Origin of the sequence: Anabaena azotica FACHB-119 (assembly GCF_014697625.1) — a bacterium.
GTDB classification, from domain to species: Bacteria; Cyanobacteriota; Cyanobacteriia; order Cyanobacteriales; family Nostocaceae; genus Trichormus; species Trichormus azoticus_A.
The window spans coordinates 65,415-89,881 of sequence record NZ_JACJSG010000025.1; the positions used below are offsets into that span (position 1 = coordinate 65,415).

24 protein-coding genes, 1 tRNA gene and 2 pseudogenes are annotated in these 24,467 nt (G+C 41.7%); 14 read left to right on the forward strand and 13 right to left on the reverse strand.

All coding sequences use genetic code 11. The annotated features are described in order from the left end of the window. Positions 1-36: 36 nt before the first annotated feature. The 3 genes from H6G83_RS18475 to H6G83_RS18485 all read right to left on the reverse strand — a co-directional run bounded on the left by H6G83_RS18475 (position 37) and on the right by H6G83_RS18485 (position 2,016). Positions 37-651, reverse strand: a complete 615-nt coding sequence (locus H6G83_RS18475) for a DUF4437 domain-containing protein (protein ID WP_242044667.1) — start codon at positions 649-651, stop codon at positions 37-39. A gap of 336 nt (positions 652-987) precedes the next feature. Continuing rightward, the gene (locus H6G83_RS18480; protein ID WP_190474951.1) at positions 988-1,296 is read right to left on the reverse strand and encodes a hypothetical protein; all 309 of its coding nucleotides are present in this window, start codon (positions 1,294-1,296) and stop codon (positions 988-990) included. Between the two features lie 6 nt (positions 1,297-1,302). Continuing rightward, positions 1,303-2,016, reverse strand: coding sequence for a cadmium resistance transporter (locus tag H6G83_RS18485; protein WP_190474954.1), 714 nt, complete (start codon positions 2,014-2,016; stop codon positions 1,303-1,305). 568 nt (positions 2,017-2,584) lie between these two features. On the opposite strand from H6G83_RS18485, the gene H6G83_RS18490 reads away from it, so the two are divergent. The 4 genes from H6G83_RS18490 (at position 2,585) to H6G83_RS18505 (ending at position 7,213) form a co-directional block, all read left to right on the forward strand. After that, the gene (locus tag H6G83_RS18490) at positions 2,585-3,577 is read left to right on the forward strand and encodes an ABC transporter ATP-binding protein (RefSeq protein WP_190474956.1); all 993 of its coding nucleotides are present in this window, start codon (positions 2,585-2,587) and stop codon (positions 3,575-3,577) included. Beyond that, complete coding sequence (locus H6G83_RS18495; RefSeq protein ID WP_190474958.1) at positions 3,578-4,390, forward strand: ABC transporter permease; 813 nt, start codon at positions 3,578-3,580, stop codon at positions 4,388-4,390. Between the two features lie 135 nt (positions 4,391-4,525). Next, complete coding sequence (locus H6G83_RS18500; protein WP_190475028.1) at positions 4,526-6,349, forward strand: GldG family protein; 1,824 nt, start codon at positions 4,526-4,528, stop codon at positions 6,347-6,349. A gap of 264 nt (positions 6,350-6,613) precedes the next feature. Next, the gene (locus H6G83_RS18505) at positions 6,614-7,213 is read left to right on the forward strand and encodes a DUF4340 domain-containing protein (RefSeq protein WP_190474960.1); all 600 of its coding nucleotides are present in this window, start codon (positions 6,614-6,616) and stop codon (positions 7,211-7,213) included. 183 nt (positions 7,214-7,396) lie between these two features. Here the strand turns inward: H6G83_RS18505 and H6G83_RS18510 are convergent, their stop codons facing one another. Beyond that, entirely contained in the window at positions 7,397-7,582 is a 186-nt protein-coding gene (locus tag H6G83_RS18510) for a hypothetical protein (protein ID WP_242044669.1), read from the reverse strand. A 268-nt stretch (positions 7,583-7,850) separates the two neighbouring features. Here H6G83_RS18510 and purU point away from each other — a divergent pair, with 268 nt between their 5' ends. Further along, on the forward strand, positions 7,851-8,705 hold the full coding sequence (gene purU / locus H6G83_RS18515; RefSeq protein WP_190474966.1) for a formyltetrahydrofolate deformylase: 855 nt from the start codon (positions 7,851-7,853) through the stop codon (positions 8,703-8,705). A 311-nt stretch (positions 8,706-9,016) separates the two neighbouring features. After that, a complete protein-coding gene (locus tag H6G83_RS18520) occupies positions 9,017-9,601 on the forward strand; it encodes an LURP-one-related/scramblase family protein (protein WP_190474968.1) in 585 nt (194 codons plus the stop codon). Between the two features lie 70 nt (positions 9,602-9,671). Here the strand turns inward: H6G83_RS18520 and H6G83_RS18525 are convergent, their stop codons facing one another. Further along, positions 9,672-10,613: an N-acetylmuramoyl-L-alanine amidase gene (locus tag H6G83_RS18525; RefSeq protein ID WP_190474970.1), complete on the reverse strand. Its 942-nt coding sequence runs from the start codon at positions 10,611-10,613 to the stop codon at positions 9,672-9,674. A 613-nt stretch (positions 10,614-11,226) separates the two neighbouring features. Here H6G83_RS18525 and H6G83_RS18530 point away from each other — a divergent pair. The 3 genes and pseudogenes from H6G83_RS18530 to gmk form a co-directional block, all read left to right on the forward strand. Then, positions 11,227-11,469, forward strand: a pseudogene (locus tag H6G83_RS18530) (IS4 family transposase); the annotation flags it as partial. Positions 11,470-12,076: 607 nt separating this feature from the next. Then, the gene (gene remA / locus H6G83_RS18535; RefSeq protein ID WP_010994282.1) at positions 12,077-12,343 is read left to right on the forward strand and encodes an extracellular matrix/biofilm regulator RemA; all 267 of its coding nucleotides are present in this window, start codon (positions 12,077-12,079) and stop codon (positions 12,341-12,343) included. A 184-nt stretch (positions 12,344-12,527) separates the two neighbouring features. Further along, positions 12,528-13,130: a guanylate kinase gene (gene gmk / locus H6G83_RS18540; protein WP_190474972.1), complete on the forward strand. Its 603-nt coding sequence runs from the start codon at positions 12,528-12,530 to the stop codon at positions 13,128-13,130. 107 nt (positions 13,131-13,237) lie between these two features. Here gmk and H6G83_RS18545 read toward each other — a convergent pair. From H6G83_RS18545 to H6G83_RS18560, 4 genes and pseudogenes are all read right to left on the reverse strand, one after another. Continuing rightward, positions 13,238-13,555, reverse strand: a pseudogene (locus H6G83_RS18545) (zinc ribbon domain-containing protein); the annotation flags it as partial. A 196-nt stretch (positions 13,556-13,751) separates the two neighbouring features. Further along, the gene (locus tag H6G83_RS18550) at positions 13,752-14,267 is read right to left on the reverse strand and encodes a photosystem I reaction center protein subunit XI (protein WP_190474974.1); all 516 of its coding nucleotides are present in this window, start codon (positions 14,265-14,267) and stop codon (positions 13,752-13,754) included. 268 nt (positions 14,268-14,535) lie between these two features. After that, entirely contained in the window at positions 14,536-14,685 is a 150-nt protein-coding gene (gene psaJ, locus H6G83_RS18555) for a photosystem I reaction center subunit IX (RefSeq protein ID WP_190474976.1), read from the reverse strand. A 37-nt stretch (positions 14,686-14,722) separates the two neighbouring features. Next, the gene (locus H6G83_RS18560) at positions 14,723-15,217 is read right to left on the reverse strand and encodes a Photosystem I reaction center subunit III (protein ID WP_190474978.1); all 495 of its coding nucleotides are present in this window, start codon (positions 15,215-15,217) and stop codon (positions 14,723-14,725) included. A 460-nt stretch (positions 15,218-15,677) separates the two neighbouring features. Here H6G83_RS18560 and tsaD point away from each other — a divergent pair, with 460 nt between their 5' ends. Continuing rightward, positions 15,678-16,718, forward strand: a complete 1,041-nt coding sequence (gene tsaD, locus H6G83_RS18565; RefSeq protein WP_190475031.1) for a tRNA (adenosine(37)-N6)-threonylcarbamoyltransferase complex transferase subunit TsaD — start codon at positions 15,678-15,680, stop codon at positions 16,716-16,718. Positions 16,719-16,821: 103 nt separating this feature from the next. Here the strand turns inward: tsaD and H6G83_RS18570 are convergent, their stop codons facing one another. The 3 genes from H6G83_RS18570 to H6G83_RS18580 form a co-directional block, all read right to left on the reverse strand. Next, positions 16,822-17,733, reverse strand: coding sequence for an alpha/beta fold hydrolase (locus H6G83_RS18570; RefSeq protein ID WP_190474980.1), 912 nt, complete (start codon positions 17,731-17,733; stop codon positions 16,822-16,824). 176 nt (positions 17,734-17,909) lie between these two features. Next, entirely contained in the window at positions 17,910-18,629 is a 720-nt protein-coding gene (locus H6G83_RS18575) for a hypothetical protein (protein ID WP_190474982.1), read from the reverse strand. Then, entirely contained in the window at positions 18,580-18,843 is a 264-nt protein-coding gene (locus tag H6G83_RS18580; protein ID WP_190474984.1) for a hypothetical protein, read from the reverse strand. The genes H6G83_RS18575 and H6G83_RS18580 overlap by 50 nt, the downstream gene beginning before the upstream one ends. Before the next feature lie 423 nt (positions 18,844-19,266). On the opposite strand from H6G83_RS18580, the gene H6G83_RS18585 reads away from it, so the two are divergent. From H6G83_RS18585 to prmC, 4 genes are all read left to right on the forward strand, one after another. Then, positions 19,267-19,818 (forward strand): GNAT family N-acetyltransferase, encoded by a 552-nt coding sequence (locus H6G83_RS18585; protein WP_190474985.1) that lies wholly within the window; start codon positions 19,267-19,269, stop codon positions 19,816-19,818. Between the two features lie 77 nt (positions 19,819-19,895). Then, positions 19,896-19,969, forward strand: a tRNA-Pro gene (locus H6G83_RS18590). Positions 19,970-20,625: 656 nt separating this feature from the next. Then, on the forward strand, positions 20,626-21,456 hold the full coding sequence (locus H6G83_RS18595; protein WP_190474988.1) for a Tic22 family protein: 831 nt from the start codon (positions 20,626-20,628) through the stop codon (positions 21,454-21,456). Positions 21,457-21,458: 2 nt separating this feature from the next. Further along, the gene (gene prmC, locus H6G83_RS18600; RefSeq protein WP_190474989.1) at positions 21,459-22,376 is read left to right on the forward strand and encodes a peptide chain release factor N(5)-glutamine methyltransferase; all 918 of its coding nucleotides are present in this window, start codon (positions 21,459-21,461) and stop codon (positions 22,374-22,376) included. On the opposite strand, the gene H6G83_RS18605 is transcribed toward prmC, so the two are convergent. Further along, positions 22,377-24,242: a ShlB/FhaC/HecB family hemolysin secretion/activation protein gene (locus H6G83_RS18605; protein WP_242044671.1), complete on the reverse strand. Its 1,866-nt coding sequence runs from the start codon at positions 24,240-24,242 to the stop codon at positions 22,377-22,379. Between the last annotated feature and the right edge of the window lie 225 nt (positions 24,243-24,467).

Consider the following 24,467-nt stretch of genomic DNA (forward strand, 5'->3'; position numbering starts at 1 on the left):
ACCCAGTTTTTTGGTAAAATTAATGCCTAACTAGGATTAGTCGATGATTTGTGGACTGGGAACTTGCGCGTCAACCTCTGCCTGAGATAATGTAGGTAGCAACCAAGTGCTTTCGCCTGCTTTGAAGACTTTAGCAGGTGCAACATTTAATTCAATCGCCCCAGTAGTTGGATTAATTCTAGCAATTGACTGTGTACCATCAACAAACTTGACAGCAATTGGTTCGGTTAATTCTTGTACTTCACCAGTGGGATTCAATAATACCCGACTACCTGCGGGTAAGTACATACCATCACAATCCCAATCATCATCTGTAATTTGTCCTGCTGCAAGGAAGTAAAGTTGAGTTGGGTATTTTTTAGGTTTATTGGCGTAGACTCCTAAAGTTCTACCAGTTTGGTTGAAGCATTGCGCCCGTTTTCTAGCTGTTTCCATCACATACTTTTGAGACTGCAATTGTGATAGTCGGGTTTGAAATTGTTCTGGTGTATAGCCTGCTTGTTCAGGGTTATCTTTCACGGTTAAAAGTTGATTGAGTTCCTGAGTTACCTCAGCATAGTCAGTCCCTTTAGTGAAATCTTTACCAGCCCAAGAAGGTTGAGCAATTGTCAAATTCAAGATGAACACGAGAGCGACAAGAAAAATTTTCATGAACTGCATATTTTCTCCCTGGTTGGAAATTGTTAAATCAGTTATCAGTTATCAGTTATCAGTTATCAGTTATCAGGCGTATGGTGGGGATTTAGACACGCCACTAACGCCTTCCACCAATTGCTGGGGAACTTAGACCCAAGGATTTTACTGTTCACTGTTAATTATCAGAATATGGCAATTATTAGCTGCTGAAGACTAGATAAAGCCTTAATTTTCTTTCAACCTCAGCACTTATGTATGGGTAAGTTTATGAATAATTTCATCTATCCAAAGACTTACTAACTAAACCTACCCCTAATTTTTGATGAATTGCGTATCAGTTTTGATTTAGCGTCATGCTGAGTCGTGAATCTTAGGAAAACTTTCCAGTTTGTTAGGATTTACCCAACGATTAACAAATTCGTTATTGTTTTTGCGTACTTTAATTTGCACTTGCTTAGGGCTTAACTTGACTACTTCCGCCGGAATTTTTTGGACATCAGCAGAGTCAGGACGAGCTTTGTAAAGCCAAATGACTTTTTGACCAATCTCAAAGTTAGAGCTAGGGACTAAAGCAATGTTGGTTAATGCCCAAGATGGGCTAGTAACTACTAAGTTAATTAACAACATTAATACTGCAAAAGAAAGAGGAATAATTTTCATATCTTTTTACAATTCTAAACTTTGGGTTTTTAATTTAGAAACCTGGATGATTTTGATTAGTCCCGTTAAACATAAACAAGTAACTGTCAAAACAATAGGGGTGAGCGAAGCACTGTCTAAGATAATAAAGACACCTAAACCTATCAAGACAAAGGGAACAAAATTATTACCATAGCGGGTTAACAGGTTGGCGCTGGCATTCTGACAGGTGAGTTTATAAGTCACATAACACCAAACACCAACCAACAATAAGAAGACAGAAATGATTACTAGCAACTCAATAACAGCACTGTTAGCAAATAACGGCATATATATACCTATATTATCACTGCCGTTGGCAACTGTAATAGCCGCCACACTATAAGCTTGAGGAGATACAAAACTACCAGCAAAATTAGCAGAATTAGACAATTCTATTTCTGATTCTTCATCAGACGATGAATTAGATTCAGGATTGAGGAGGCGATTTAATCCTATCGTAATTGGCACTAAACCCAACAGCCCCAGCCAATGAGATGGTAATATTAACCCTCCCAATATACCCAAGAGACTGGCTAGAACCAATGTGCAGAAACCTAAATACTGACCAATGACAATATGTCGGCTGCGGAAGCTTGCATTCACTTGAGAGAATAAGAGTGTGAGGATGACTAAATCATCCATGTTTGTAGCTATAAAAGCGGTAATTCCGGTGGGGATAGCTGTCAGGATTTCGTTCATGTCTATCTGTTCTCAACTTTGTCGGTAATATTCCAGGTAGTTTGAATTTTCTGTAGGTAATTGCTAAGAATTCCCAGTTAATTTATGGGTTATCAAGTAAGTAGAATGGTTTAAATAAATCAAGGTTTGTAGTCAGGACTTAAGTCCTGACTACGAACTAAATCGTGATAAATTTACATTACTTAACATACTTTGATTTATTTTCGACGACCTACTTAAGACAGTTCAGTTTAGGCTAGATTAAATAAAAATCTTGATTAAGAATCTTGAATTTTCGGCGGTTAATTATTCTTATTTGAACCGTATTTTTTTTGTGAATATTCATGTTACACCCGGTTAAATAATTCTGTTGACGTTTGGCTTTGTATGTTTCAATTTAAGCCTTCCTTCCGATAGGAGCAAATATTCTTTATTTTCAAAATGATAAATAAAAGTGATTGGAGAGGTGCTTTGAAACGCAGAGGTAAGCGGAGTTTTTTGAGTTCAGGCGGCAAAATGTCAGGATTGTTGAGTACCCTAGAGAAGTTGTGAAGGTCTACTATGGGACGAGCAGATTGCTGAAAGATTTATGATTGAAGTTGAACATCTAAGTAAAACCTATGGTTCCACCCCAGCAATTACTGATGTGACTTTTAGCGTCGAACCAGGGGAGATTTTAGGGTTTTTGGGGCCGAATGGGGCGGGAAAGACTACAACAATGAGGATTTTGGCGGGTTATCTACCTGCAAGTAGTGGGACGGCGAAAATCGCTGGCTTTGATGTGCATGAGAATTCTTTGGCGGTGCGTCAGCGTATTGGCTATTTACCGGAAACGCCGCCGTTATATCCAGATATGACGGTGGAGGGGTTTCTGCATTTTGTGGCGCGAATTAAGGGCGTGTCAGCAGGCGATCGCAATTCTAAGGTAGACGCAGCTATCCAACGTTGTAACTTAGAAGATAGGCGCAAGGTAATTATTCGCAAACTATCTAAAGGGTATCGTCAAAGAGTGGGTATTGCACAGGCGATCGTTCATGACCCACCAGCGATTATATTAGATGAACCTACAGTGGGGCTTGATCCCAGACAAATCATCGATGTGCGGAATTTAATTAAGAGTCTGGCGGGAACCCACACAATTATCCTGTCTACCCACATTCTGCCAGAGGTGAGTATGACCTGTAGCCGGGTTGCGATCATCAATCGTGGTAAGGTAGTAGCTACCAATACACCAGAATTGTTGATGACCCAGTTGACAGGCGGTTCTGGTTATGAATTGGAGATTGAGGGAGAAGCAGCCCTAGCCAAACAGGTATTGCAGAAAGTTCCAGGCGTGAGTTTGGTAGAATCTATTCCTGGTCATCATCTCCCCAAAGATAACCGTGCATATCTGCGCGTCATCTCCCAAGGGGGAAGGGAACCAGGAAAGGACATCGCCACAACTTTAATTAGTTGTGGGTTTGGTTTGCATGAAATGCGTCGTGTCAGCGCTAGTCTAGAAGATGTCTTCTTGCAACTAACCACAGAAGAGAAAAATTTAGCTACCCTGGACGAATCAGCCCAGGATGAAGGAGCAGCGTAAATGGGTATAGTGCTAAGTAATATTATTGCCATTTATCGCCGAGAGTTACAGAGTTATTTTGTTTCACCTTTAGCTTATGCGATCGCCTCTGTATTTTGGTTCATTGCTGGGTTATTTTTGGTGATGATTTTACTAGGGCCAAGTGGCATATTAGTATACGTTGCCTCCTTAGATTTACAAGGACAACAACTAGGTGTACCAGTCCCGCCAATTGACGTTCCAGCTGAATTTGTTCAAGCATTTTTAGACCGTTTGGGCTGGTTGTTGTTATTTATACTGCCAGTTTTATCGATGGGATTATACGCCGAAGAACGCAAACGCGGTACATTGGAACTTTTAGCCACCTCACCTGTAACTAATTGGGCAGTTGCTGTAGGTAAATTATTGGGTGTGCTGACATTCTTTATAACTCTAGTTTTACCATTGCTGCTATTTGAAGCGATCGCCATTAGTAGTTCCAGCCCACCAATGCCAGCTACAATACCCTTACTTGGTCACTTAGGATTAATTTTATTTGCGGCAGCAATCTTATCATTAGGAATGTTTATTTCTTCCCTGACAGACAGCACCATCTTATCTGCTGTTCTCACCTTCGCCTTAATTTTATTACTCTTATTTGTTGACGTAATTGCTAAAAGTATCGGCGGCCCCATAGGTGATGCACTTGGACATTTCTCGCTACTCAAACATTACAACACATTCATTCAAGGCATCTTCGATACCAGCGCCCTCATATTATTTGCCAGTTACATATTTCTGGGCATTTTCCTCACAGCCCAATCAATTGATGCCCTAAGATTTCAGCGTAATTAGTCAATAGTCCAAAGTCCAAAGTCCAAAGTCCAAAGTCCAAAGTCCAAAGATTAGTGACTGTTGACTATTGACTATTGACTATTGACTATTGACTATTGACTATTGACTATTGACTATTGACTATTGACTCTAAAGATGAAAACTATTCAACGAAACAAACTTTGGCAATATTTATTTTGGTTAGGCCCTTTTTTGGTGGTCGCGGGTTTAACATCGGGCTTAGTTTCTGATAGTTGGGGGACACTGACTCTAGCATTACTAATTGCGGGAATTGTCATCATTGGATTGTGGTTATTGTGGCAAAGCCAGCGTAGTCAATGGTGGAATCGACGTTCTACTCAAGCTGGTACTAACGCCCTTGTGGCAACTTTAGCAGTTTTGGTGATTTTGGGACTAATAAACTTTTTAGGAACTCGCTACCAAGTACGGGCAGATTTAACAGAAAGTCAATTATTTACCCTATCACCACAGTCACAACAATTGGTGCAGAATCTCCAACAACCTGTGAAAGTTTGGGTGTTTGACGTGACACAAAATCCCCAAGACCAACAACTTTTAGAAAATTATCGCCGCAAAAGTAGTAACTTTCAGTTTGAGTATGTTAATCCACAAAACAGCCCAGGGTTAGCACAGAAATTTGGTGTGAAAGATTATGGCGAAGTTTATCTAGAATCTGGTAATAAAAGGCAATTAGTGCAAACTGTCAATGTTAATGAACGTTTGACAGAAATTAGGTTAACTAATCGCTTACAACAAATTATGAGCGATCGCACTGCCAAAGTCTACTTCCTCCAAGGTCATGGCGAACACCCAATTACTGAAGGTGAAGATGCAATTTCCCAAGCAGTCCAAGCATTAAGTGATAGAAATTATAATTCCTCACCTTTAAATCTAGTACAAAACCCTAAAGTGCCTGATGATGCTGATGTTGTCATCGTCGCTGGCCCCAAACGCGGATTATTTGACGCTGAAGTTAAAGCATTACAAGAATATCTCAATCGTGGTGGTAACGCCCTACTCATGATTGACCCCAGCACCAACCCCAACCTCAACAGTTTACTGCAAGAATGGGGTGTACGCTTAGATAACCGTTTAGCAGTCGATGTCTCTGGAGCCGGCGCACAACTCGGCCCGGCTGCACCTATAGTTACAGATTACGGACAACATCCCATTACAAAAGAATTTGCTCAGGGTATTTCCTTTTATCGCCTAGCCAGACCGCTAGAAGTTACCCCAGTAGCTGGCGTAGAGTCCACCCCCCTGCTAAAAACCAAACCCTACCCCGATAGTTGGGCAGAAAGCGACCTCAAAGACGAAAATTTGCAGTTTAACCCCGACAAAGACCTGAAAGGGCCTTTAACCTTGGGTGTAGCTTTAACGAGAAAACTACCAGCCCCATCTCCAGCAACTCCTCAACCTACACCTACCCCAGCGCCAACAAACCAAAGTCAAGCTAGCTCGACACCCACAGCATCGCCAACAACACCAGCCAGTCCCACACCCACAGCATCGCCAACAACGCCAGCCAGTCCTACACCCACAGCATCGCCAACAACGCCAGCCAGTCCTACACCCACAGCATCGCCAACAACGCCAGCAAGTCCTACACCCACAGCATCGCCGACAACGACACCTACCCCAAGTGCTACGCTAACTCCCCCAACCGAACAGAAGCCAACAAAACCAGCCACAGAATCACGGTTAGTAGTGATAGGTAACTCAGACTTCGCCACCAACAACACATTTCAACAACAATTAAACGGCGATGTCTTTCTTAACTCAGTCACCTGGCTGAGTCAGCAGGATCAGCAACCCCTTTCAATTCGTCCTAAAGAACCAAAAAATAGACGAATCAACCTATCAACCTCACAAGCTAACCTTTTAACATTATCCTCTCTGTTTGTTCTGCCCCTACTCGGCCTAATCGCCGCCGCCGCTATTTGGTGGAAGCGGAGATGAGAAACTGGGTAATGGGTAATGGGGAATGGGTAATAGTATAGCGGTTCTCGGTCTAGTGAAGTACAATTTTAACCTCTCTCCAAACCTCTCTCCTAAAAGGAGAGAGGCTTTGAATTGTTCCCCCTTCCCGAAGCGGGAAGGGGGTTAGGGGGTTAGGTCTATTTGCATACCTGTACCTCACTAGATTGAAAATGGCTATAAACAAGTTATTACCAATTACCAATTACCAATCACCAATTACCAATCACCAATCACCAATCATCAATGACTAAAAAAACTCTAATTTTACTATTGTTAGCCCTGGGGTTGGGTGGTTTTGTTTATTTCCATGAGATTCGCGGTGCAACTCAACGAGAAGAGGCTAAAGAAAATCAGCAACAAGTCTTTTCCTTTACACAAGATGATGTGCAAGCCATCACTGTCAAAACTCCCAAATTGACGGTGAGTTTGTCACGCAACCCCCAGTCTGATAACCCTAAGTGGTTGCTTAAATCTCCTGTATCCGAACCTGCAAATGACGCTATAGTTAGTTATTTGATGGATTTGTTGGTGAAGGGGAAAAGCGATCGCACTCTCTCAACCCCAGCTAATCAAATAGCAGAATTTGGCTTAGACCAACCCCAAGCCACCATTAACATTAATCTGAAAAATCAAAAAACCCATCAGTTGATTTTGGGCAAGCCTGATTTTAATGGTCGGTTTATCTATGCTCAAGCTGATCCCAGCAATCAACCAAATGGTAATGTAAATGTGCTGTTGGTATCTACAGATTTTGCTAATGCTGTAAATCGAGAATTATCAGAGTGGAAACAACCTGTTGCCTTAGATAAAATTGAACCACCATCTACCCCCAATACCCCTTAATATCTTGTCCGGTAAAAGACTTATCATTAAGACTGCAAGGGGGCAGGGGGAGAAAGACTTTTCACCTTTTTGCACAGATGCACCGAATTACAACTAATTAGGCGGACATGATATAAGAGGATGTTGGGAAAGTATTGATTATCAATATCAAGCTTTCCTACGCTCATTCAAACATGAATCCTATTATTTCACAGAGTAATTCTCATGCTTATTGCTGTTATCAGCTTGATTTTTTAATAATTGAATCTCTTGGCTATATTTTAGCTGAAAATTTAGTAATTCCAAATAAGCAAACGGAACTACTACTGGCCAGAAAATAGTTGCTATCAGAAGAATTACACCAGAATAAGAGCGTTGACTAGAACTCATATCTTCATCTTGGAGAAAGAGAAATAGCCATTTTTTAAATAACAAGTAAGCTATTACTAAGTAAAATATGAGCAATATCAAGATAAAAATATGCCACATGAGATTTATTATGGTATTGGTACACTGCTAATAAAACTAGGAAAACCTCTGCGTCCCTCTGTGCTTTCCTCCGCGTCCCTCTGCGTTTAAAAACATCGATTATATACCTAACTTGACTGATAATCGCTATATAAATATTATCTGATGGCGATATTATTTTACTTTTACCATGACCAATCCAACTGCAACCTTACTAATTTCTTGCCCCGACCAACGGGGATTAGTAGCCAAATTCGCTAACTTTATCTATGCTAATGGTGGTAATATTATCCATGCAGACCAGCATACCGATTTTGCTGCGGGGTTATTCCTAACTCGCATCGAATGGCAGTTAGCAGGTTTTAATTTGCCGCGAGAGATAATTGGGGCAGCATTTAATGCGATCGCCCAACCTCTAGGTGCTAAGTGGGAACTACATTTTTCGGATACCATTCCACGCATTGCTATTTGGGTAAGTCGCCAAGACCATTGCTTATATGATTTAATTTGGCGACAGCGTGCAAAAGAAATTGCGGCGCAAATTCCTTTAATTATCAGTAACCATCCTCAATTAAAAGTAGTAGCCGACCAATTTGGCATCGACTTTCATCATATTCCCATCAATAAAGATAACAAAGCTGAACAGGAAGCTAAACAATTAGAATTACTGCAACAATACCAAATTGATTTAGTTGTATTGGCAAAATATATGCAAATTGTTAGCGCAGACTTTATTGATAAATTTCCGCAAATTATTAATATCCATCACTCATTTTTACCAGCTTTTGTAGGTGCGAATCCCTACCATAGAGCTTTTGAGCGTGGTGTGAAAGTTATTGGTGCTACAGCTCACTATGCTACTCCTGAATTAGATGCAGGGCCAATTATTGAGCAAGATGTAGTCAGAGTTAGCCACCGCGATGAAGTTGAGGATTTGATTAGAAAAGGTAAAGATTTAGAACGAGTTGTTTTAGCTAGGGCTGTACGTCTACATCTGCAAAATCGAGTGTTGGTTTATGGTAATCGCACTGTAGTTTTTGAGTAATTATTTTCTCCTCTACTTCCCTCCTCTTCAGGGCTAGGGGTGGGTTACTTCCCACTCCCACTTTCTCATTTACATTATTTAACTTTTTCTGTGTTGGATATCAGCCTCAACAGGGATTAATAAGAAGTAAACTACCCTGACTTTTCACGGGATCTGAAAGACCTCTCTCCAAACCTCTCTCCTACAAGGAGAGAGGCTTTGATTTCTCCCCCTTCCCTTCAAGGGAAGGGGGCTGGGGGGTTAGGTCTGCTGTTAACTTTTCCACATAACGTGAAAAGTCAGGTGACAAACAAGTTGTTTTCACTGAAACTATGCAGCATCCCTTAGAACTTACATTTAAATTTTGGGCGTTAGCACCGCAAATATCAGTTGTTGACGCTCAAGGTAATTTGGTTTTTTACGTCAAGCAGAAACTATTCAAGCTCAAAGAAGCAATTACCATCTTTGCAGATGCTGAACGTACAAATCCCCTGTATTACATCAAAGCCGATCGCATTATTGATTTTTCTGCTCGTTATGACTTCACAGACAGTAACGGTGCTAATATTGGAGCCGTTAAGCGACGCGGTTTAAAATCCCTGTGGCGTGCGCGTTACGATATCTTTGATGGGGAGGTCACTAACTTAAGCATTCAAGAAAAAAATCCTTGGGTGAAGATTGCGGATGCGTTGTTTGCAGAAATTCCCATTGTTGGTATCTTCACTGGTTACGTATTCAACCCAGTTTATTTAGTTAGCCGAACTGATGGTACAGTCGTGATGCGGTTGGAGAAAATCCCCTCGTTTCTCTCCAGAAAATTTACCATTAAACCTGTTGATCAAATTAGCGATCGCGAAGAGCAACAAATTTTAATCAGCTTAATCATGATGCTTTTATTAGAACGAAATCGTGGTTAGTGAAAAAGGCTGAAAGCAAAAGGTAATTTGTTAGCCTAAGCGCCTCCAGCCTCTAACCTCTAGTTCCTCACTAACCAATTAATTTTTCCCAACTCCTTGGCCCAACAATTCCATCGGCAAGTAAACCATTTTGCCGTTGAAATCTCTTAATTGCCTCTTCTGTTTGTGCGCCATAAATGCCATCAACCTCAACCCCTACTCGGAATTGTAAGTATCGCACAACAGGGCCGCCAGCGTGGTTAGGTCTGATGATTCTTTTAGATAAAATCAAATTAACCGCGTTCCATGTGGCTTCATTCAAAATCCCTGTTTTTTCCAGCCCGACAATGCCTTGAAACTTCTCGATCGCAAATTTTGTCTCCGTATTCAGTTGGGCATTTTCTACTAGAGCTTTATTATTTCTATCTGTAATTTTCAGACGATTTAGTGATTTCTGTAGCCTTAAAATACTAGTATCTGTATTTTGTTCTTCATCGGCAACAGAACGTACAGCAGCACTAGGAATCTTCCCTGTTAACCCTTTGACGATCGCATTAGCAGTTGCTTCTGCGTCGAACAAATTCATATCCTTTGGCGAATCAATAAAGCAACACTCCACCAGAATAGCAGGCATATCTGTATTTCGCAAAACAAACAGGTGAGTACCGCTTTTAACCCCACGATTAAAAAATCCTAGTTTGACAATTTCATCTAACACTGGTTGAGCAATTCTTCTCCCATTATCACTAGTGGCAAATACTTCTGTACCGTTAGCTTGTCCATTAAAAGCATTAAAATGTATTGAAACAAAAACCTCTACTTTACTGGCATTTGCTTTGTTACACCTCTGGGAGAGAGAATCTTTTACTGAAGAAGCTCTATCAGGTTTACATGATATTACTTCATGCCCTAAAGCTTTTAACTTACTGATCACCCGGTTGCCTACATCTAAAGTCAGATTGTCTTCTACTTTTATGCCTCTAGCTCCGGTATCTGGTGGGCAATTGTGACCAATATCAATTCCATATCTCATAGAAATATCCTCAAACGATTTCCTTAATACTTATGTGCTATTGCTTTTTTGATGTTAAACTAATTTCAGCTTCATTACAGCAAATTTCAGTAAAATATTGCTTATGCAAATTCTGTATTCATCATCTCTATATTGTAACAAAAAATAACTTACTATTAAAATAGTATAACTGTGATTAAGTTCATCAGCGATCGCTCTCATCCTCCTCCTCAATATTAACTCTGCCTTCCTCTGCGTTTAAAAATGCGATCGCTCACACTACAAAGAAGATAATATGTGTTACCCCAGAAGCTAATCTATATTTAGATATGTAAAAAATCCCGTAATCAGATAAAATAAGAAACGCTATTTTTGCTCTATAAACTATAACAAAATTTGAGAATAAATCAAAATATAGAAACAGATGATTGTGAGTTAGTCAGGACTCACCGCAACGCACTGGCTCCCCTACAAATGTAGAGATTGGCATCAGGAGGGGAGACGAAACAGCCTAAAAAGCTTGGTGTATAAGATGGGTAGCGTTTTGTGATAAAAACAGGTAGGTCTAGTTTTGTCAATAAGACCTACTTAATGATAATGTTATACATAGTACCAAAAGCACTTAAAAAGTCAATTGAGTTTAGCAGAATATCTGTTGCTAAAAATTTTGATACATTTGTTGCAGTCAATCAAGGAAGTAACTTTAGAGAAATTAGCGAATGCGCTACCTCTGGCAATTAAATTTGAAAGCAGAAGAAAAAGAATACAAAGATTTTTATCATTACCAAATCTCACAATTGAAAAAGTTTGGTTGCCAATTATTCAAGAACTAATAGTCAACTACTTCCCGGATGAAAAGATTATTTATATAGCAATTTACTGAAGCAACTGGCACTTGGGGTAGGGTGCGTCAGATGTGGAAAATGCTTGAATCTATACGAAATTATTGGGGCTGACGCACCCTACATTTAGTTTGATTATCACACCTGCGTAAGTCCTAAATATAGCAGTGAGTAAAGACTCTAAAACTAACGAGAAAATGTGGTTTCATCTAACCCTACACCCCAAAACCAAAGTTTTTGGAATACCAATAAAAACCTACACCTATCAGAGGGTGAGCAATGCTGATCCCATTTGTGATGCAGGGAAAAAATATAAAGCTTATCGGAACTTGTTGTAAATAACACCAATCATAGAAAGTTTACCCAAAGTTTAATATCTTGGGGAAGAGGAAAGAAATTAGCAAATACCCTTAGATAGTATTTATAATTATCAACTTGGTACTAGCTCGTATTAGCGGATTAATACCTATGTCTTTAGGTAGATTTTCAGTAAAATTGACTAATAAATAGCTAAAAAAAGCATCGGTTATTTAAAAACTCAATCTGGCTAAATGTAATGCGTTGTAACTCTTATTTTTTCGGGATAACATGAGAATACAATCTTCTTTAGCTTAGAACACCACATTAGGTGTCAGTTTTTCTATGGAAATACAGTTAATTAATATCGGGTTCGGCAATATTGTTTCGGCTAACCGAGTGGTTGCCATTGTGAGTCCAGAATCTGCTCCTATTAAGCGGATCATTACCGATGCTAGGGACAAAAATCAGCTAATTGATGCGACTTATGGTCGCAGAACCAGGGCTGTAATTATCACAGATTCGAGTCACGTAATTTTGTCGGCGATTCAACCGGAAACGGTAGCGAATCGTTTCGTTATTTCCCGCGAGCATCAGAGTGTAGAAAACTAATGAGAGAGAGGCGTAAAACCCTACCTCTGTTTGCACTATATCGGCAGTACCATGTGAATTAGACAAGTTTTCTGTCACTGCGGTTACAAATTCGTTAGTTAAGGTTTGCGTTATTAACGTAGACTAGATTAAATTACTGACTTATCTAATGAATCATTTTTTTGATTAATTCACAGGTTTACGGATGATGCAAGTTTTATCCATCCATTGTGCTACTACCAAAGAAACACCGTTTTCAGGCAAATTGATTGTCCTAACCGGGCCTAGTGGGGTCGGTAAAGGTACTTTAATGCGATCGCTCCTCCAGCGTCATCCGGAACTCTATTACTCTGTCTCTGCGACAACTCGCGCTCCCCGTCCAGGGGAAGTCGATGGCACAAACTATTACTTTATTAGCCGTAGCAAGTTTGAACAATTGCTTGCTCAAGGCGAATTTCTCGAATCTGCCGAATTTGCAGGTAACTATTATGGCACTCCCCGCGAAGCTGTGCTGAGTCAAGTTCAATCAGGCAAGTTAGTAGTCCTAGAGATTGAACTCGAAGGCGCAAGACAAGTCCGCGCCTCCTTCCCCCAAGCCCTGAGTATCTTTATTCTCCCGCCTTCCTTTGAAGAGTTGGAAAGACGAATTCGCGGGCGGGGACAGGATTCAGAAGAAGCGATCGCTCGTCGCTTACAGCGTGCCAAACAAGAGATTGCAGCTGCTGACGAATTTGATATTCAAATCGTCAATGACGATTTTGAAACCGCCCTGAATGCGATCGAAACCGCGTTATATAACAGGGAATAGGGAACAGGTGACAGGTGACAGGCTCACCAGCTTCTTGCAAAAAGGATTTTCTGATTTATCCATGTCCTAACCTATATGGCTACTGACATAAATCAATTGTGAACTACCTACATCGCCCTAGCGGGTCGATGTAGGCTTCCCAATTCATTGGGAACTGCCTGGGACTTGGTGGATTTTTTACGTCCAGAAGTCTTTGGTCTTACATCCCCTCCTTGGGCAGAGATGCTCGTTCCTAACACCCTTACGGGTTCGCCAGTTGCTCCACTTGGGGAGGCCCCAAGACCGCACTGGCTCACCAAAAGTCGCAAACCTTCATTTCTAATATTTATCGCCGCATTGATGTCTCTATCATGCTGCTTTTGACAGTGTGGACACTCTACAAACCTCACTCCCAATGAATCATAACCATTCTGCAACATCGGGATGCTCCCCTTTCCTACGGAACGCTAGCGCGAACGGGTGAGACGTGAGCCTTCTTGCTGTTTAAGGTAAAAATTGGATAATAAAAGGATTTCAATACTGTTCCCTGTAACCTGTAACCTATTCCCTAATGATAAATCTTCAATTGGTAACGGGGGATCAGTCATCACTAAATGCGATCGCCCCATTACCAAAAATCAATTAGCCCACTAGACCTTGAATCAGAGCGATATTGCTAGTCAAGAAGTAAGCAACTACCGCACCGCCAATACCGCCAATTAAGAAAGCGCTGGCAAAATTGTTCCAGCCTTCCTTAGATTGGAAAGCATCAGGAGGAGTTGCAGTTACAGTAGCCAGAGGTTGGGGTGGATTGCTGTTAGCGTATAGCGATAGCCCGGCAGTTAAAATCACGATTAAGCCGATGCTTGCTAGTAATCCTGCGAGGTTCGCGTTAGGTGTATCGCGCAGGGGTCCTAATTTAGCAAAAGGCCCAAAAATCCAGTAACCGTGAGCCATACCAATTTCTAGCGCACGTCTAAAAGGAGTTAGACCTGGACGATAGGCAGGTAGATTGTTAATGTACCACTTGCTTAAAGGGGAAGCATTAACAGGGGTTTCTAAGTTACCCCATTGAGGATCGCGTGCTGCTGGAAAAACCACTTCCCGATTTCTAGGATCGCTAGGGGAATTTTTTGATGCGTCTACTGCTTGCGCCATATTTTATGTTGCCTCAAAAATACAATGGTGGCATTTTTATATTAATAATAATTGCAGCCCAAGATATTTTTTATTCGGGAAGTTTAGAAAAATTAATTTAGTTTTATTAAAACGGCGAAACTCGCAAGCTAATCAAGCTTTACGAGTTCCAAAAAATAATTTTTAATGCCTATTTGTGTGATAAATCCACTTAATTGATAAAGCCAATTCACCACACAAATTAGGCAAAAAACAACAGATTAAGCAGTCTTAAAATCTGAGTTGCAATTTATGGTAGGGGATGAAAAAGTAAATCTGGGAAAAAGCGATTGAACTCAATCAAAATCCCGGCTGTGATGGTCAACCAGATGGTAGCAGCTACGGGGGCTGTGCTAATAAACTTGAGTAAGTAGGCGGATTGATCAGATTTTTCAGCCATGATTTATGCTCCAAACAAATTAATAGATTAAGCGGAATTAGCGAGGAGAAACGGTAATTTCGGAGTCCTTAGCGGTTAATTCACCAGACAGGAGTTCCTTAACTGCGGCTAATGGCCAAGCAAAGCCACTGGCGATGATGGGTAATGCAATACCCAAATCGATTTGGATTTCTTTTTGTTCAGAGTCATTACCCTTTTGGACGGTTTGTAAGTAAGCACGACCTACCCAACCAATCCAACCAGCAATGTAGAGGAAGAGGATGCTGGGAATGAGAAAATCACCAGCTTTGTCCAGACGACCATCTACAATCAGGTGAGGATAGCCTTCTGGCCCGCACAGTTCTTGAGAATAACGCTCAAAGCGTTTTTGTCCTGATTTGGGGTCAGCTGTAGTATTGCGGGCATTTTTTGCCAATGCTTGGAATGCAGGATTTTCTGCACAAGGAGTCAGGTTAGCTCCCAAGGCTTTTGCAGGAGGAGCAAAGCTGAACGACAGACAAATCACTAAAATCAAAGCAAACAATCGACGCATGGATTTGTTTCCTTTTATTACACAAGAAAAAGTTTTTTGTACAAAACGAAGCGGCTTGTACATTCTTGATTTGCTTAACTAGCAAGTCATCATACTCTTGCGCGGGAATCGAGTAAAGTTTAAGTAAATAAAAGTTAAAGCTTCTCAAACAAATCTTTAGAGATTGGGGACTGGGGACTGGGTATTGGGGAAAGGGAAAAGGGGAAAGGGGAAAGGGAAAAGGGGAAGGGGGAAAGGGGAAAGGGGAAGGAGGAAAGGCTGTCTCCTCATCTCCCTCATCTCCCCCCACTCCCTCATCTCCCTATTCCCCTCCTGGGAGGGGTTAGGGGTGGGTTACTCCCTCATCTCCCTCATCTCCCTCATCTCCCTCATCTCCCTCATCTCCCCCCACTCCCTCATCTCCCTCATCTCCCTCATCTCCCCCATCTCCCCACTCAGCACCCCTTACTTCTTCGTAGCAATGACAACTGTTTTAGCAATCGAAACTAGCTGTGATGAAACTGCCGTGGCAATTGTAAAGAATCGTCAAGTTTACAGCAGTGTCATAGCCTCGCAAATTCCGGTTCACCAGCAGTATGGCGGGGTAGTACCGGAAGTAGCTTCACGAGCGCACTTAGAAACAATAAACGACGCGATCGCCCAAGCAATGGCACAAGCTCAACTAGATTGGAGTAAAATCGACGGGATAGCCGCCACTTGTGCGCCTGGACTGGTAGGAGCGCTATTAGTGGGGCTAACTGCTGCCAAAACCTTAGCAATTTTACACGATAAACCATTTTTGGGAGTTCATCACCTCGAAGGTCACATCTACGCGACTTATTTGAGTGAGCCAACTTTAGATCCCCCTTTTCTTAGCTTACTTGTTTCTGGAGGACATACAAGCTTGATTTCTGTTAAGGAATGTGGTAATTACGAAACCCTGGGCGAAACTCGTGATGATGCAGCCGGTGAAGCCTTTGATAAAGTCGCTAGGCTATTAAAGCTAGGTTATCCTGGTGGGCCAGTTATTGACAAGCTAGCGCAAACAGGCGATCCCCAAGCCTTCACCTTGCCAGAAGGGAAAGTGTCTCTACCTGGAGGAGGATATCATCGCTATGACGGCAGTTTTAGCGGCTTAAAGACTGCGGTACTGCGTTTAGTGCAGCAATTAGAGAAAGAAGGGGATACACTGCCAACAGAGGACATCGCCGCCAGCTTTCAGACGACTGTAGCCAAAGCCTTAACCAAAAGAGCGATCGCCTGTGCTTTAGACTATGGTTTAGACACCATCGCCGTAGGCGGAGGAGTAGCCGCTAACAGTGGCTTGAGAAAACACCTCCAAGCAGCCGCCACAGAAAATAATCTCCGAGTCCTCTTCCCACCCCTAAAATTCTGTACTGATAACGCCGCCATGATAGCCTGCGCCGCCGCCGACCACCTATCACGCGGCCACACTTCCCCCCTAACTCTGGGCGTAGAGTCACGGCTAAGTCTTAGTCAAGTGATGAAGTTATATCAATAGTCAATAGTCCACAGTCCACAGTCCATAGTCCACAGTCCATAGTCCATAGTCCATAGTCCAAGAACTCATCCTCTATCTTTGACTGTTGACTAATGACTAATGACTAATGACTAATGACTAATTTCCGGATATGATTAGCAACCGCATCTGGCTGTTCTAACATTGCCAAATGACCACAATCAGGAATTTCAATCACATTGTCACCACAGTATTGGAAAAGTCTATGAAAACTTGCTAAGTGGCGCACATACTTGGGTTCCATCACCTTATCATCAGTACCAGCCAGGAAATAAACTGGCTGTTTTAACTGCGATACTAACTTTGGTAAGCGGTTAACTTCTTCCTCAGTTGTGGAGTCTAGCAACGTGCCTAAAGCTGCTTCCGGGTCAGCCACGATAAAATCCATGATACGCTGACGCGCCCACTGACGATCCAGGGGACGAGATACACTAGCCCTGGTGAAGAGTAAATCAATCAGAGGCACTTGGGATAACCAACGGGGACGGAGTTGTAAAAATCTCTGCCCGGCTGAACGGAACTGTTCAAAAGCTTCCTTTAAGTAAATACCTCCACCTGCGTTGATACAAATAACACCTTTTATACAATCAGGCATTTGCGAAGCAGCCCACAGAGCGATCGTACCGCCTAACGAATGTCCAATCAGCCAAGCACTAGTAATATTTAGCTGTTTTAGCAGGACTGCCAAATCTTGAGCATAAGCAGACGGTGTATAAACAGAATCAAGAGAGGGACTTAAAGCCTGTACAGACTGAGCCGAGAAACTGACAGAACCAGGTTGCCGATGAAAATCACTTGCCAAGTGTGACTGAGACTCCCCAAAACCTCGTAAATCATAGGACAAACACTGTAAATCCACCGACAAACGAGAAATTACAGGTTGCCAGTATTCACGGCTATTGAGCCAACCGTGAATAAATACTAAAGCATCGGGGCAGGATGTGGGGGCTGTCAGCTCGTATGCGTGTGGAAAGCCCAAGATTTCAATAGTTGCCATATTTATATCGTAACCCTAAGAGTAGGCGCGACAAAATAAGCAATTGAAAATTCAAAATTACAGGTTATGGGTAACAGGTTATAGGTAACAGTTAACAGGTAACAGGTAACAGGTTATACTTGTTTAACTTACTTTTTAGCCCTCATTCCCCAGTCCCCAGTCCCCAACCTCTAACCTCACTTCCCTAACAATCTTTGGCGTACCCCTTCAGCAATTTTGTGTCCCAGATACTCAGGAATTAAACTTTCATTTGGCCCCAACAGATAAAGAATTAGCCTAGTACGTCCACGCCAAACTAGTAAGTTGGCATTAACCACAAGTAAATCTTCCTGCCAAATAGCATACATTACCTTGTAAAATAACCCTGGTTGATTATCAGCTTCAATCACCAAAGCTGGAAGATGAAAAACCGGATCAACATAAAATTCAGTCTGTACCTGTTCTAAACCAACGTCTAAATTGAACTCTACAGCTAACATCTCTTCTACTTCAAAACGCCCTCCCAAAGCCTCACGAATGGCACGGCAAACATTTTCTGCTGTTTTATCAGTCAGCGCTTTACTACCACGGGATACCAAAAGTTTAATAAAGACCAACATCGGTGGTTTAATCTGCCCGTACAAACTCAACCCATGAATAGTTAGCCCATAAGCAGCTAGTACACCAAAAATATCACTGAGAAGAAACGATTGATTGCGGTAGGCAAAATGCAGCGCACTTTTACTACCTTCAGGTTTCAACTCAATTACAGCACGCCTGCTTTTATAAAGACGATAGGCTAGCCGCAAATTTTGCAGTTGAATCTCACTGCTAACGAATTGTTCATAAAATTGAGGAAACGCTCGGTTAAAGCGCTTGAGAAGTTCCAGTGTCGAAGATTTCAAACCAGAAGCCATTGTAGGTGTAAAACTCGCTTGCTTGTGTCGCTTGGGGAAGGGAAAGGGGAAGGGGGAAAGGGAGAAGCCTTTGGCCTTTCTGGAGACTAGCTATTAGGTAGGGACTGGGTAAAAACACTCCCTCATCTCCCTCATCTCCCTCATCTCCCCCCACTCCCTCATCTCCCTCATCTCCCTCATCTCCCTCATCTCCCCCCACTCCCTTATCTGCCATTAGTTAATTTCCTTTATATACAATTCACTCTCAGAACTTTTCGTTTTGAGAAATTTATCATAGCCTTTAGCAAAAATTTGGGTTTAAAGCGCCATCTTTCTAAGACAGCTTTTTGATACAATAGTCATGCACAGGCAGGGCATTGTCTGTTGGGCGAGATAGTGTAAGACTAGCTCTAGCCTACAACTATTGTTTGAACCCAAAATCTCCGCACTTTTAGGCGGGGAGTATGTCAAAACAAAGTGCTAAAGTTAAAAATGATTGGTGTGAAACACACTCTAACCGGCTGTAGCCATAAAAAGTTCCAAAATTGCTCACAAAAATGAGTGTACTGGCTCAACAATGGTAATTGCTTTGTTAACTGTGGATCAACACTTTCAATAGTGGACACCAATTTAGTTATACTACCCGAACCGCGTTGGCATGGGTTTTTGGAAAACTTGGTTTAGTACTCCTGAATCTGGGACAAGTAAAATTCAATCTTTTGAAGAGCATACAGTAGACGCTACGGGCAACTCTAACCCGAAAAGCGATACTTCAGCAGGTACAAGAAATGCAGAACGTATCGTTTTTAGCACCGAGCGAGACATTGACCTGTATGAACTCGAAGAACTCTGTGATGCTGTAGGCTGGTCACGTCGTCCTTTAAGGAAGGTGAAAAAAGCCATTGAGCATAGTTTTCTCGTAGCCTCTATGTGGCAAGTGCGAGGAAACCAGAGGCGGCTGATTGGTTTTGCTCGTGCTACCTCAGATCACGCTTTTAACGCCACTATTTGGGATGTGGTCGTTCACCCAGATTTTCAAGGTAAAGGGCTGGGTAAGGCTTTGATGAAGTATGTACTTAAAAAACTCAGGAGTGAAGAAATTAGTAATGTAACTCTCTTTGCCGATCCTCATGTTGTAGATTTCTACCGCACTATGGGTTTTATGCCAGATCCGGAAGGCATTAAAGGTATGTTTTGGTATCCTCATTAAATTTCTAAAGCAAGAAACATAGCCAATAGTGAAAAAATAAGCTATGATAGACAAAGCTTGTTTGACTGAAGCTCAATCGGGATGTAGCGCAGCTTGGTAGCGCGCCTGCTTTGGGAGCAGGATGCCGCAGGTTCAAATCCTGTCATCCCGATTTAACTTGACTATTAACCAGCAAAACCCATACTCTAGTCTGCTAGAGTATGGGTTTTGCTTATGGATATAATCAGAAAAATTAGCATTTGCTATCGCAAAATTAAATTGGTATCAAAAAATATTCTTAAATCATGTGTTAATACATAAAAATTTAGCTTGATTAAGCTACTGTATATTGCCGCATTAGAAATGCTTACAAGCCAATTTTTGATATTAGCAGAATTGAATTAGCTAAATATATGATGTATAAAATTGAGCAGTAGAGCAGCATCAGCAAGAGGAACGATCGCTCTTCAATAACGTCCTCATATTTGGCTAAGGGCAATAAAATAGCATTGACCGTATTTACAGAAACGGGAAAATATTCGTCCGTGACGGCTATATTTAGTAGGCATCTACATGAATTTGTGGTAAATAGTTAAGCAAAATTAAGAAAAGCATAACTAAGCGTATGGTCAATAGGTAGCAAGCACATTACAACTATCCTGAAGAGTTTGAAAATCTCAAGCTTTAAGTGTAAATTGGGAGCATTTAACGACTACCACAACTTTTTCTCATTTAAGAGAAATTGATATATAACTAAGACGAGTTGGTGGCGAGCAAATCCAACAATTGGTCTAACTGGAATTGAACACTTTGATGCGAGGAATACTCATGAAAGCATTGGTTCGCTGGGGCGCAACATTAGGTTTACTTGGAAGTACTTTACTAGGATCAGTATATTTGGGCAATTTCCCAGCAATAGCTTTATCAGAACAACAAATTAAAGAAAAGTTAGATGACGTACCTGTTTATTTAGTTACTAATGACAAAGGTTTACCATTAAGCCGTCCTTTGCCAGAGCCACAAAACGGTCAACAAAAGGCTGGTGGTTCAATCACAGGGGTTTACATGAGTCGCCAAGAGGCGCAGGCTTTTATTAACGAGCTGCGTAAGAATAAAGACCCCAAGATGGAACAAATCGTCAAAAGTTTACAGGTGACACCTGTACCGCTAGGGGTGATTTATCAGCAGCTGCAACAAACTAAAAAAGACCCTAATCGTTTGTTGTTCGCTTTTAAACCTGTGGATCAGGAAGTTAAAGGGGCAATGGATTTATTGCGCCAAAGCGGTCAGCAGGTCAATCAGTTTAAGAGTGTGCCAATGTTCGCTGTGAGATTTGCACCCGATCAAGGTTATGTCTCAATCAAAGCAGGCAGTGGCAACGATCAATACATACCACTATTTTTGAGTAAACAGGACGCACAGGGTTTGTTAGGGCAGGTTAAGCCAAAACATCCGAAAGCGGATATTCAAGTTCTAGATATAGATGGTGTGATTCAGACTTTACAAGCTAAGAATGATCCTTGGCTGAATCAAGTTGTGATAGTACCATCTCCAGAATCTAGAGAATATATTCGGACTTTACCTAGAAATCAAGGGTCTAACGCTCCTAATCGGAACAATAATACTGCCAAACCACCAGCAAGGCAGAACTCTCGTTAAGCATGACAAATCAACGGCTCAATGTAATTTCTGGTTTACAACTTTGGCAATGGCGCACTCAGGCAACTCAAGCCGCGATCGCTCACGATGTCCCTGTGGCAGAATTAGATTGGCTGTTGCAAGAAATAGCTGGTTTAGACCGTTTGGCACTACGTTTAGAATCGTTTAAACATTGGTCGGAGATTTCCTTGAGTTTATCTTTGGAGGAGTTAGACCAATTGTGGCAAAGGCGATTAAGCGATCGCTTACCTGTACAGTACATCGCTGGGGTGACACCTTGGCGGAAATTTAGGCTGAGGGTGTCCAGTGCGGTTTTAATTCCCAGACCGGAAACGGAATGCTTGATTGATTTAGCTGTGGCGGCTGTTGCTGATAGCAAAGCAGCACCACAGCTACAACAAGGACATTGGGTAGATTTGGGAACAGGTAGTGGGGCGATCGCTTTGGGGTTAGCCGATGCTTTCAGGGAGGCGACAATTCACGCCGTTGATTATAGTCGGGAAGCAATGGCCATCGCCGAGCAAAATGCCCATAATTTGGGATTCTTTGAAAGAATGCGATTTTATCAAGGTCGCTGGTGGGAGCCTTTAACCTTGCTGAAAGGTCAAGTTAGTGGGATGGTATCTAACCCTCCTTATATTCCCAGCAATATCGTGCCTACGCTACAACCAGAAGTAGTAAACCATGAACCACATTTAGCCTTAGATGGTGGTAATGATGGCTTAGATGCAATCCGCCATTTGATAGATGTTGCCCCCAGTTATTTACTACCTGGGGGTATATGGTTAATTGAAATGATGGCAGGTCAAGCAACAGCAGTGAAAACTCTGCTGCAACAGCAAGGAAACTATGAAAATATTCAAATTCATGCTGATTTAGCTGGTATTGAACGCTTTGCTCTTGCTTATGTGAAGGGGTAACTACAGACGATACCCTACACTGAAGTAGAAACCATCATCCTGAGCATTTCTACCTCGGTCTTCTAAATCAACTAAGGGAACAGCATAATCTAAACGTACACCCAAATTGGGTATAGGTTTCCATAACAGTCCCAGTCCTAAACCAGCGATGAATTTTTGTCTTTGAATGATGTTGGGATTGCTATCTACGTTCCAAACTAATCCTAAATCAAAAAATGGTGCTATTTGTAATAAATCTTCTTTAGTGTCAGGGTCTCGTTGTAAAACTATGCGGTCTTCTACAGAGAAGCGCAACCCATTATCGCCTGCACGGGCGTTTTGCCGATAGCCGCGTATCGATTGACCACCACCAATTACAAATTGTTGAGATGGTAATAAGGCATCTGGTGTAAGTTGCAAATCAAGTTGAGCGATGAAGAAATTATCTGGAGTCAAGCGTTGTTGGCGTTGAATTTGGAATAACCAACTAAAAAATTGACCATCAGGTTGAGGATCGGGGTTGATAGTAGCATCAAACACATCAATTCCAAAGTTGAATTGAGAACGTAACCCCCAAACTCCCTTAGCATCTCGTCTGATATAATCTTGAGTAAATCTGATGGTGCGGGTTTGACTGTTACCGTCGGCATCAGGCCCAATACCAAAGGGAGTTGGCCCGGCAAAGGTAAATGTTTGACCATTCTGTACACTAAAAGCTAAGGATAAAGCAAATTCTTCTCTGAGCGATCGCAGCAGGGGTTGACGGTAACTAATTTCATATAGTTCTGATTCTCCGCGAATGTCGAAGATATCAAAGGGGGGTTGAATGACTCTAACATTATTAATTGCTGTCCTTAATTGTAAAGTGCCATTCATCGGGTTGAGTGGCAGTTGATAGTTAAAGTCGTAGTAATTCGAGCCGCCTTTACGAGTAGAAAAATAATAAGACGCACTCAGTTGATCGCCAAGACCTATGGGGCTACGATAAACTGCATTCACGCCTAATCTTTCTGAGCCAATGCTGGGTGGAGAGTAGTTATCTGTGTTTAAGACCAGTTCAAAGGGCTTGGCTTCGGTAACTTTGACTATAACAATACTTTGACCCCGCTTGGTTCCCGGACGGAGAGTACCTTCAACTTTGGTAAATAAGGGGTCGAGTTGTAGTAGCCGAAACTGTTCTTCTAGCTTTGTTTGCGAGAAGGGTTTCCCAGTACCTAAAGCAATGCGCGATCGCACGTATTCAGAATTGACGCGTCTTGTTGGTGGGTCAATTTTAATTTCTTCTATTGTCCCTTCAATCACCTGAATTGTGACAACACCATCTTCAATTGTTGACTCGTCTAGAACGGCGACAGAAGTGATGTAGTTTTGCTGAAAATACCAACCAGTAATTTGATCGGCAAGATTTCTTAAGGTTGCCAAACTCACTGTTTGCCCTTCAACATTCTTAATCAAATTCCTCAGCGTTTCCGAGTTGGCAAAACTGCTACCTGTCAAATTAATTTTCTTGACTGTAATTTGTTGAGATTCTTCTTGACTGAGTTGGGTTGCTGAATTTGGTCTGCTTGGCTGCGAGGAGTCTTGCTCATCCGATTTGACTGCTATTGACAATGGAAGCAAATTAGATGCTGAATTTGGTCTGTCCTGAGAATTCGCTGCTACTGACAATGGAAGCAAATCAGATGCGGTTGTCTTGTTTTGTGTTAACTCCGATACCAATGGTAACAGGTTACTGCTCTTCGCCATCTCTTGATCTGGCGATGTCTGTTTTATATCCTCTGGTAGCGACTCCGCATTAGCATGATTGGCAAATAGATTTGTAACTGTAGTAATACTAGATACAAGGCACAAACACCACAATAATTTATATGGGAATATCAAGCGCATCTTTTTATGCTGGTATTTCTTTAAATAAAGTTAAGACCAATTTAGTCTTGCAAGTAATAAATAGCACACTCAAGTTAATTATTTTTAATGTAGTTTTCATTACATTATATTTCCTATGTCGGAGTCAATTACAGATTCCGTCCAGATTTATTTACCAGTAAATATCTTGTTTGCCCCTTTACCTGTATTTATCAAGCTTTAAGATATGGTAGTCAAGGGTAATTT

What these genes read in the sequence shown, in the direction of transcription:
- tsaD (WP_190475031.1), top strand. Translation starts at nt 15,678, where the DNA reads ATGACAACTGTTTTAGCAATCGAAACTAGCTGTGATGAAACTGCCGTG.
- remA (WP_010994282.1), top strand. Translation starts at nt 12,077, where the DNA reads ATGGAAATACAGTTAATTAATATCGGGTTCGGCAATATTGTTTCGGCT.
- H6G83_RS18490 (WP_190474956.1), top strand. Translation starts at nt 2,585, where the DNA reads ATGATTGAAGTTGAACATCTAAGTAAAACCTATGGTTCCACCCCAGCA.
- H6G83_RS18495 (WP_190474958.1), top strand. Translation starts at nt 3,578, where the DNA reads ATGGGTATAGTGCTAAGTAATATTATTGCCATTTATCGCCGAGAGTTA.
- H6G83_RS18485 (WP_190474954.1), bottom strand. Translation starts at nt 2,016, where the DNA reads ATGAACGAAATCCTGACAGCTATCCCCACCGGAATTACCGCTTTTATA.
- purU (WP_190474966.1), top strand. Translation starts at nt 7,851, where the DNA reads ATGACCAATCCAACTGCAACCTTACTAATTTCTTGCCCCGACCAACGG.
- H6G83_RS18570 (WP_190474980.1), bottom strand. Translation starts at nt 17,733, where the DNA reads ATGGCAACTATTGAAATCTTGGGCTTTCCACACGCATACGAGCTGACA.
- H6G83_RS18525 (WP_190474970.1), bottom strand. Translation starts at nt 10,613, where the DNA reads ATGAGATATGGAATTGATATTGGTCACAATTGCCCACCAGATACCGGA.
- H6G83_RS18595 (WP_190474988.1), top strand. Translation starts at nt 20,626, where the DNA reads ATGAAAGCATTGGTTCGCTGGGGCGCAACATTAGGTTTACTTGGAAGT.
- H6G83_RS18560 (WP_190474978.1), bottom strand. Translation starts at nt 15,217, where the DNA reads ATGCGTCGATTGTTTGCTTTGATTTTAGTGATTTGTCTGTCGTTCAGC.
- gmk (WP_190474972.1), top strand. Translation starts at nt 12,528, where the DNA reads ATGATGCAAGTTTTATCCATCCATTGTGCTACTACCAAAGAAACACCG.
- H6G83_RS18520 (WP_190474968.1), top strand. Translation starts at nt 9,017, where the DNA reads ATGCAGCATCCCTTAGAACTTACATTTAAATTTTGGGCGTTAGCACCG.
- H6G83_RS18475 (WP_242044667.1), bottom strand. Translation starts at nt 651, where the DNA reads ATGAAAATTTTTCTTGTCGCTCTCGTGTTCATCTTGAATTTGACAATT.
- H6G83_RS18500 (WP_190475028.1), top strand. Translation starts at nt 4,526, where the DNA reads ATGAAAACTATTCAACGAAACAAACTTTGGCAATATTTATTTTGGTTA.
- psaJ (WP_190474976.1), bottom strand. Translation starts at nt 14,685, where the DNA reads ATGGCTGAAAAATCTGATCAATCCGCCTACTTACTCAAGTTTATTAGC.
- H6G83_RS18605 (WP_242044671.1), bottom strand. Translation starts at nt 24,242, where the DNA reads ATGCGCTTGATATTCCCATATAAATTATTGTGGTGTTTGTGCCTTGTA.
- H6G83_RS18505 (WP_190474960.1), top strand. Translation starts at nt 6,614, where the DNA reads ATGACTAAAAAAACTCTAATTTTACTATTGTTAGCCCTGGGGTTGGGT.
- H6G83_RS18510 (WP_242044669.1), bottom strand. Translation starts at nt 7,582, where the DNA reads ATGAGTTCTAGTCAACGCTCTTATTCTGGTGTAATTCTTCTGATAGCA.
- H6G83_RS18550 (WP_190474974.1), bottom strand. Translation starts at nt 14,267, where the DNA reads ATGGCGCAAGCAGTAGACGCATCAAAAAATTCCCCTAGCGATCCTAGA.
- prmC (WP_190474989.1), top strand. Translation starts at nt 21,459, where the DNA reads ATGACAAATCAACGGCTCAATGTAATTTCTGGTTTACAACTTTGGCAA.
- H6G83_RS18480 (WP_190474951.1), bottom strand. Translation starts at nt 1,296, where the DNA reads ATGAAAATTATTCCTCTTTCTTTTGCAGTATTAATGTTGTTAATTAAC.
- H6G83_RS18585 (WP_190474985.1), top strand. Translation starts at nt 19,267, where the DNA reads ATGGGTTTTTGGAAAACTTGGTTTAGTACTCCTGAATCTGGGACAAGT.
- H6G83_RS18575 (WP_190474982.1), bottom strand. Translation starts at nt 18,629, where the DNA reads ATGGCTTCTGGTTTGAAATCTTCGACACTGGAACTTCTCAAGCGCTTT.
- H6G83_RS18580 (WP_190474984.1), bottom strand. Translation starts at nt 18,843, where the DNA reads ATGGCAGATAAGGGAGTGGGGGGAGATGAGGGAGATGAGGGAGATGAG.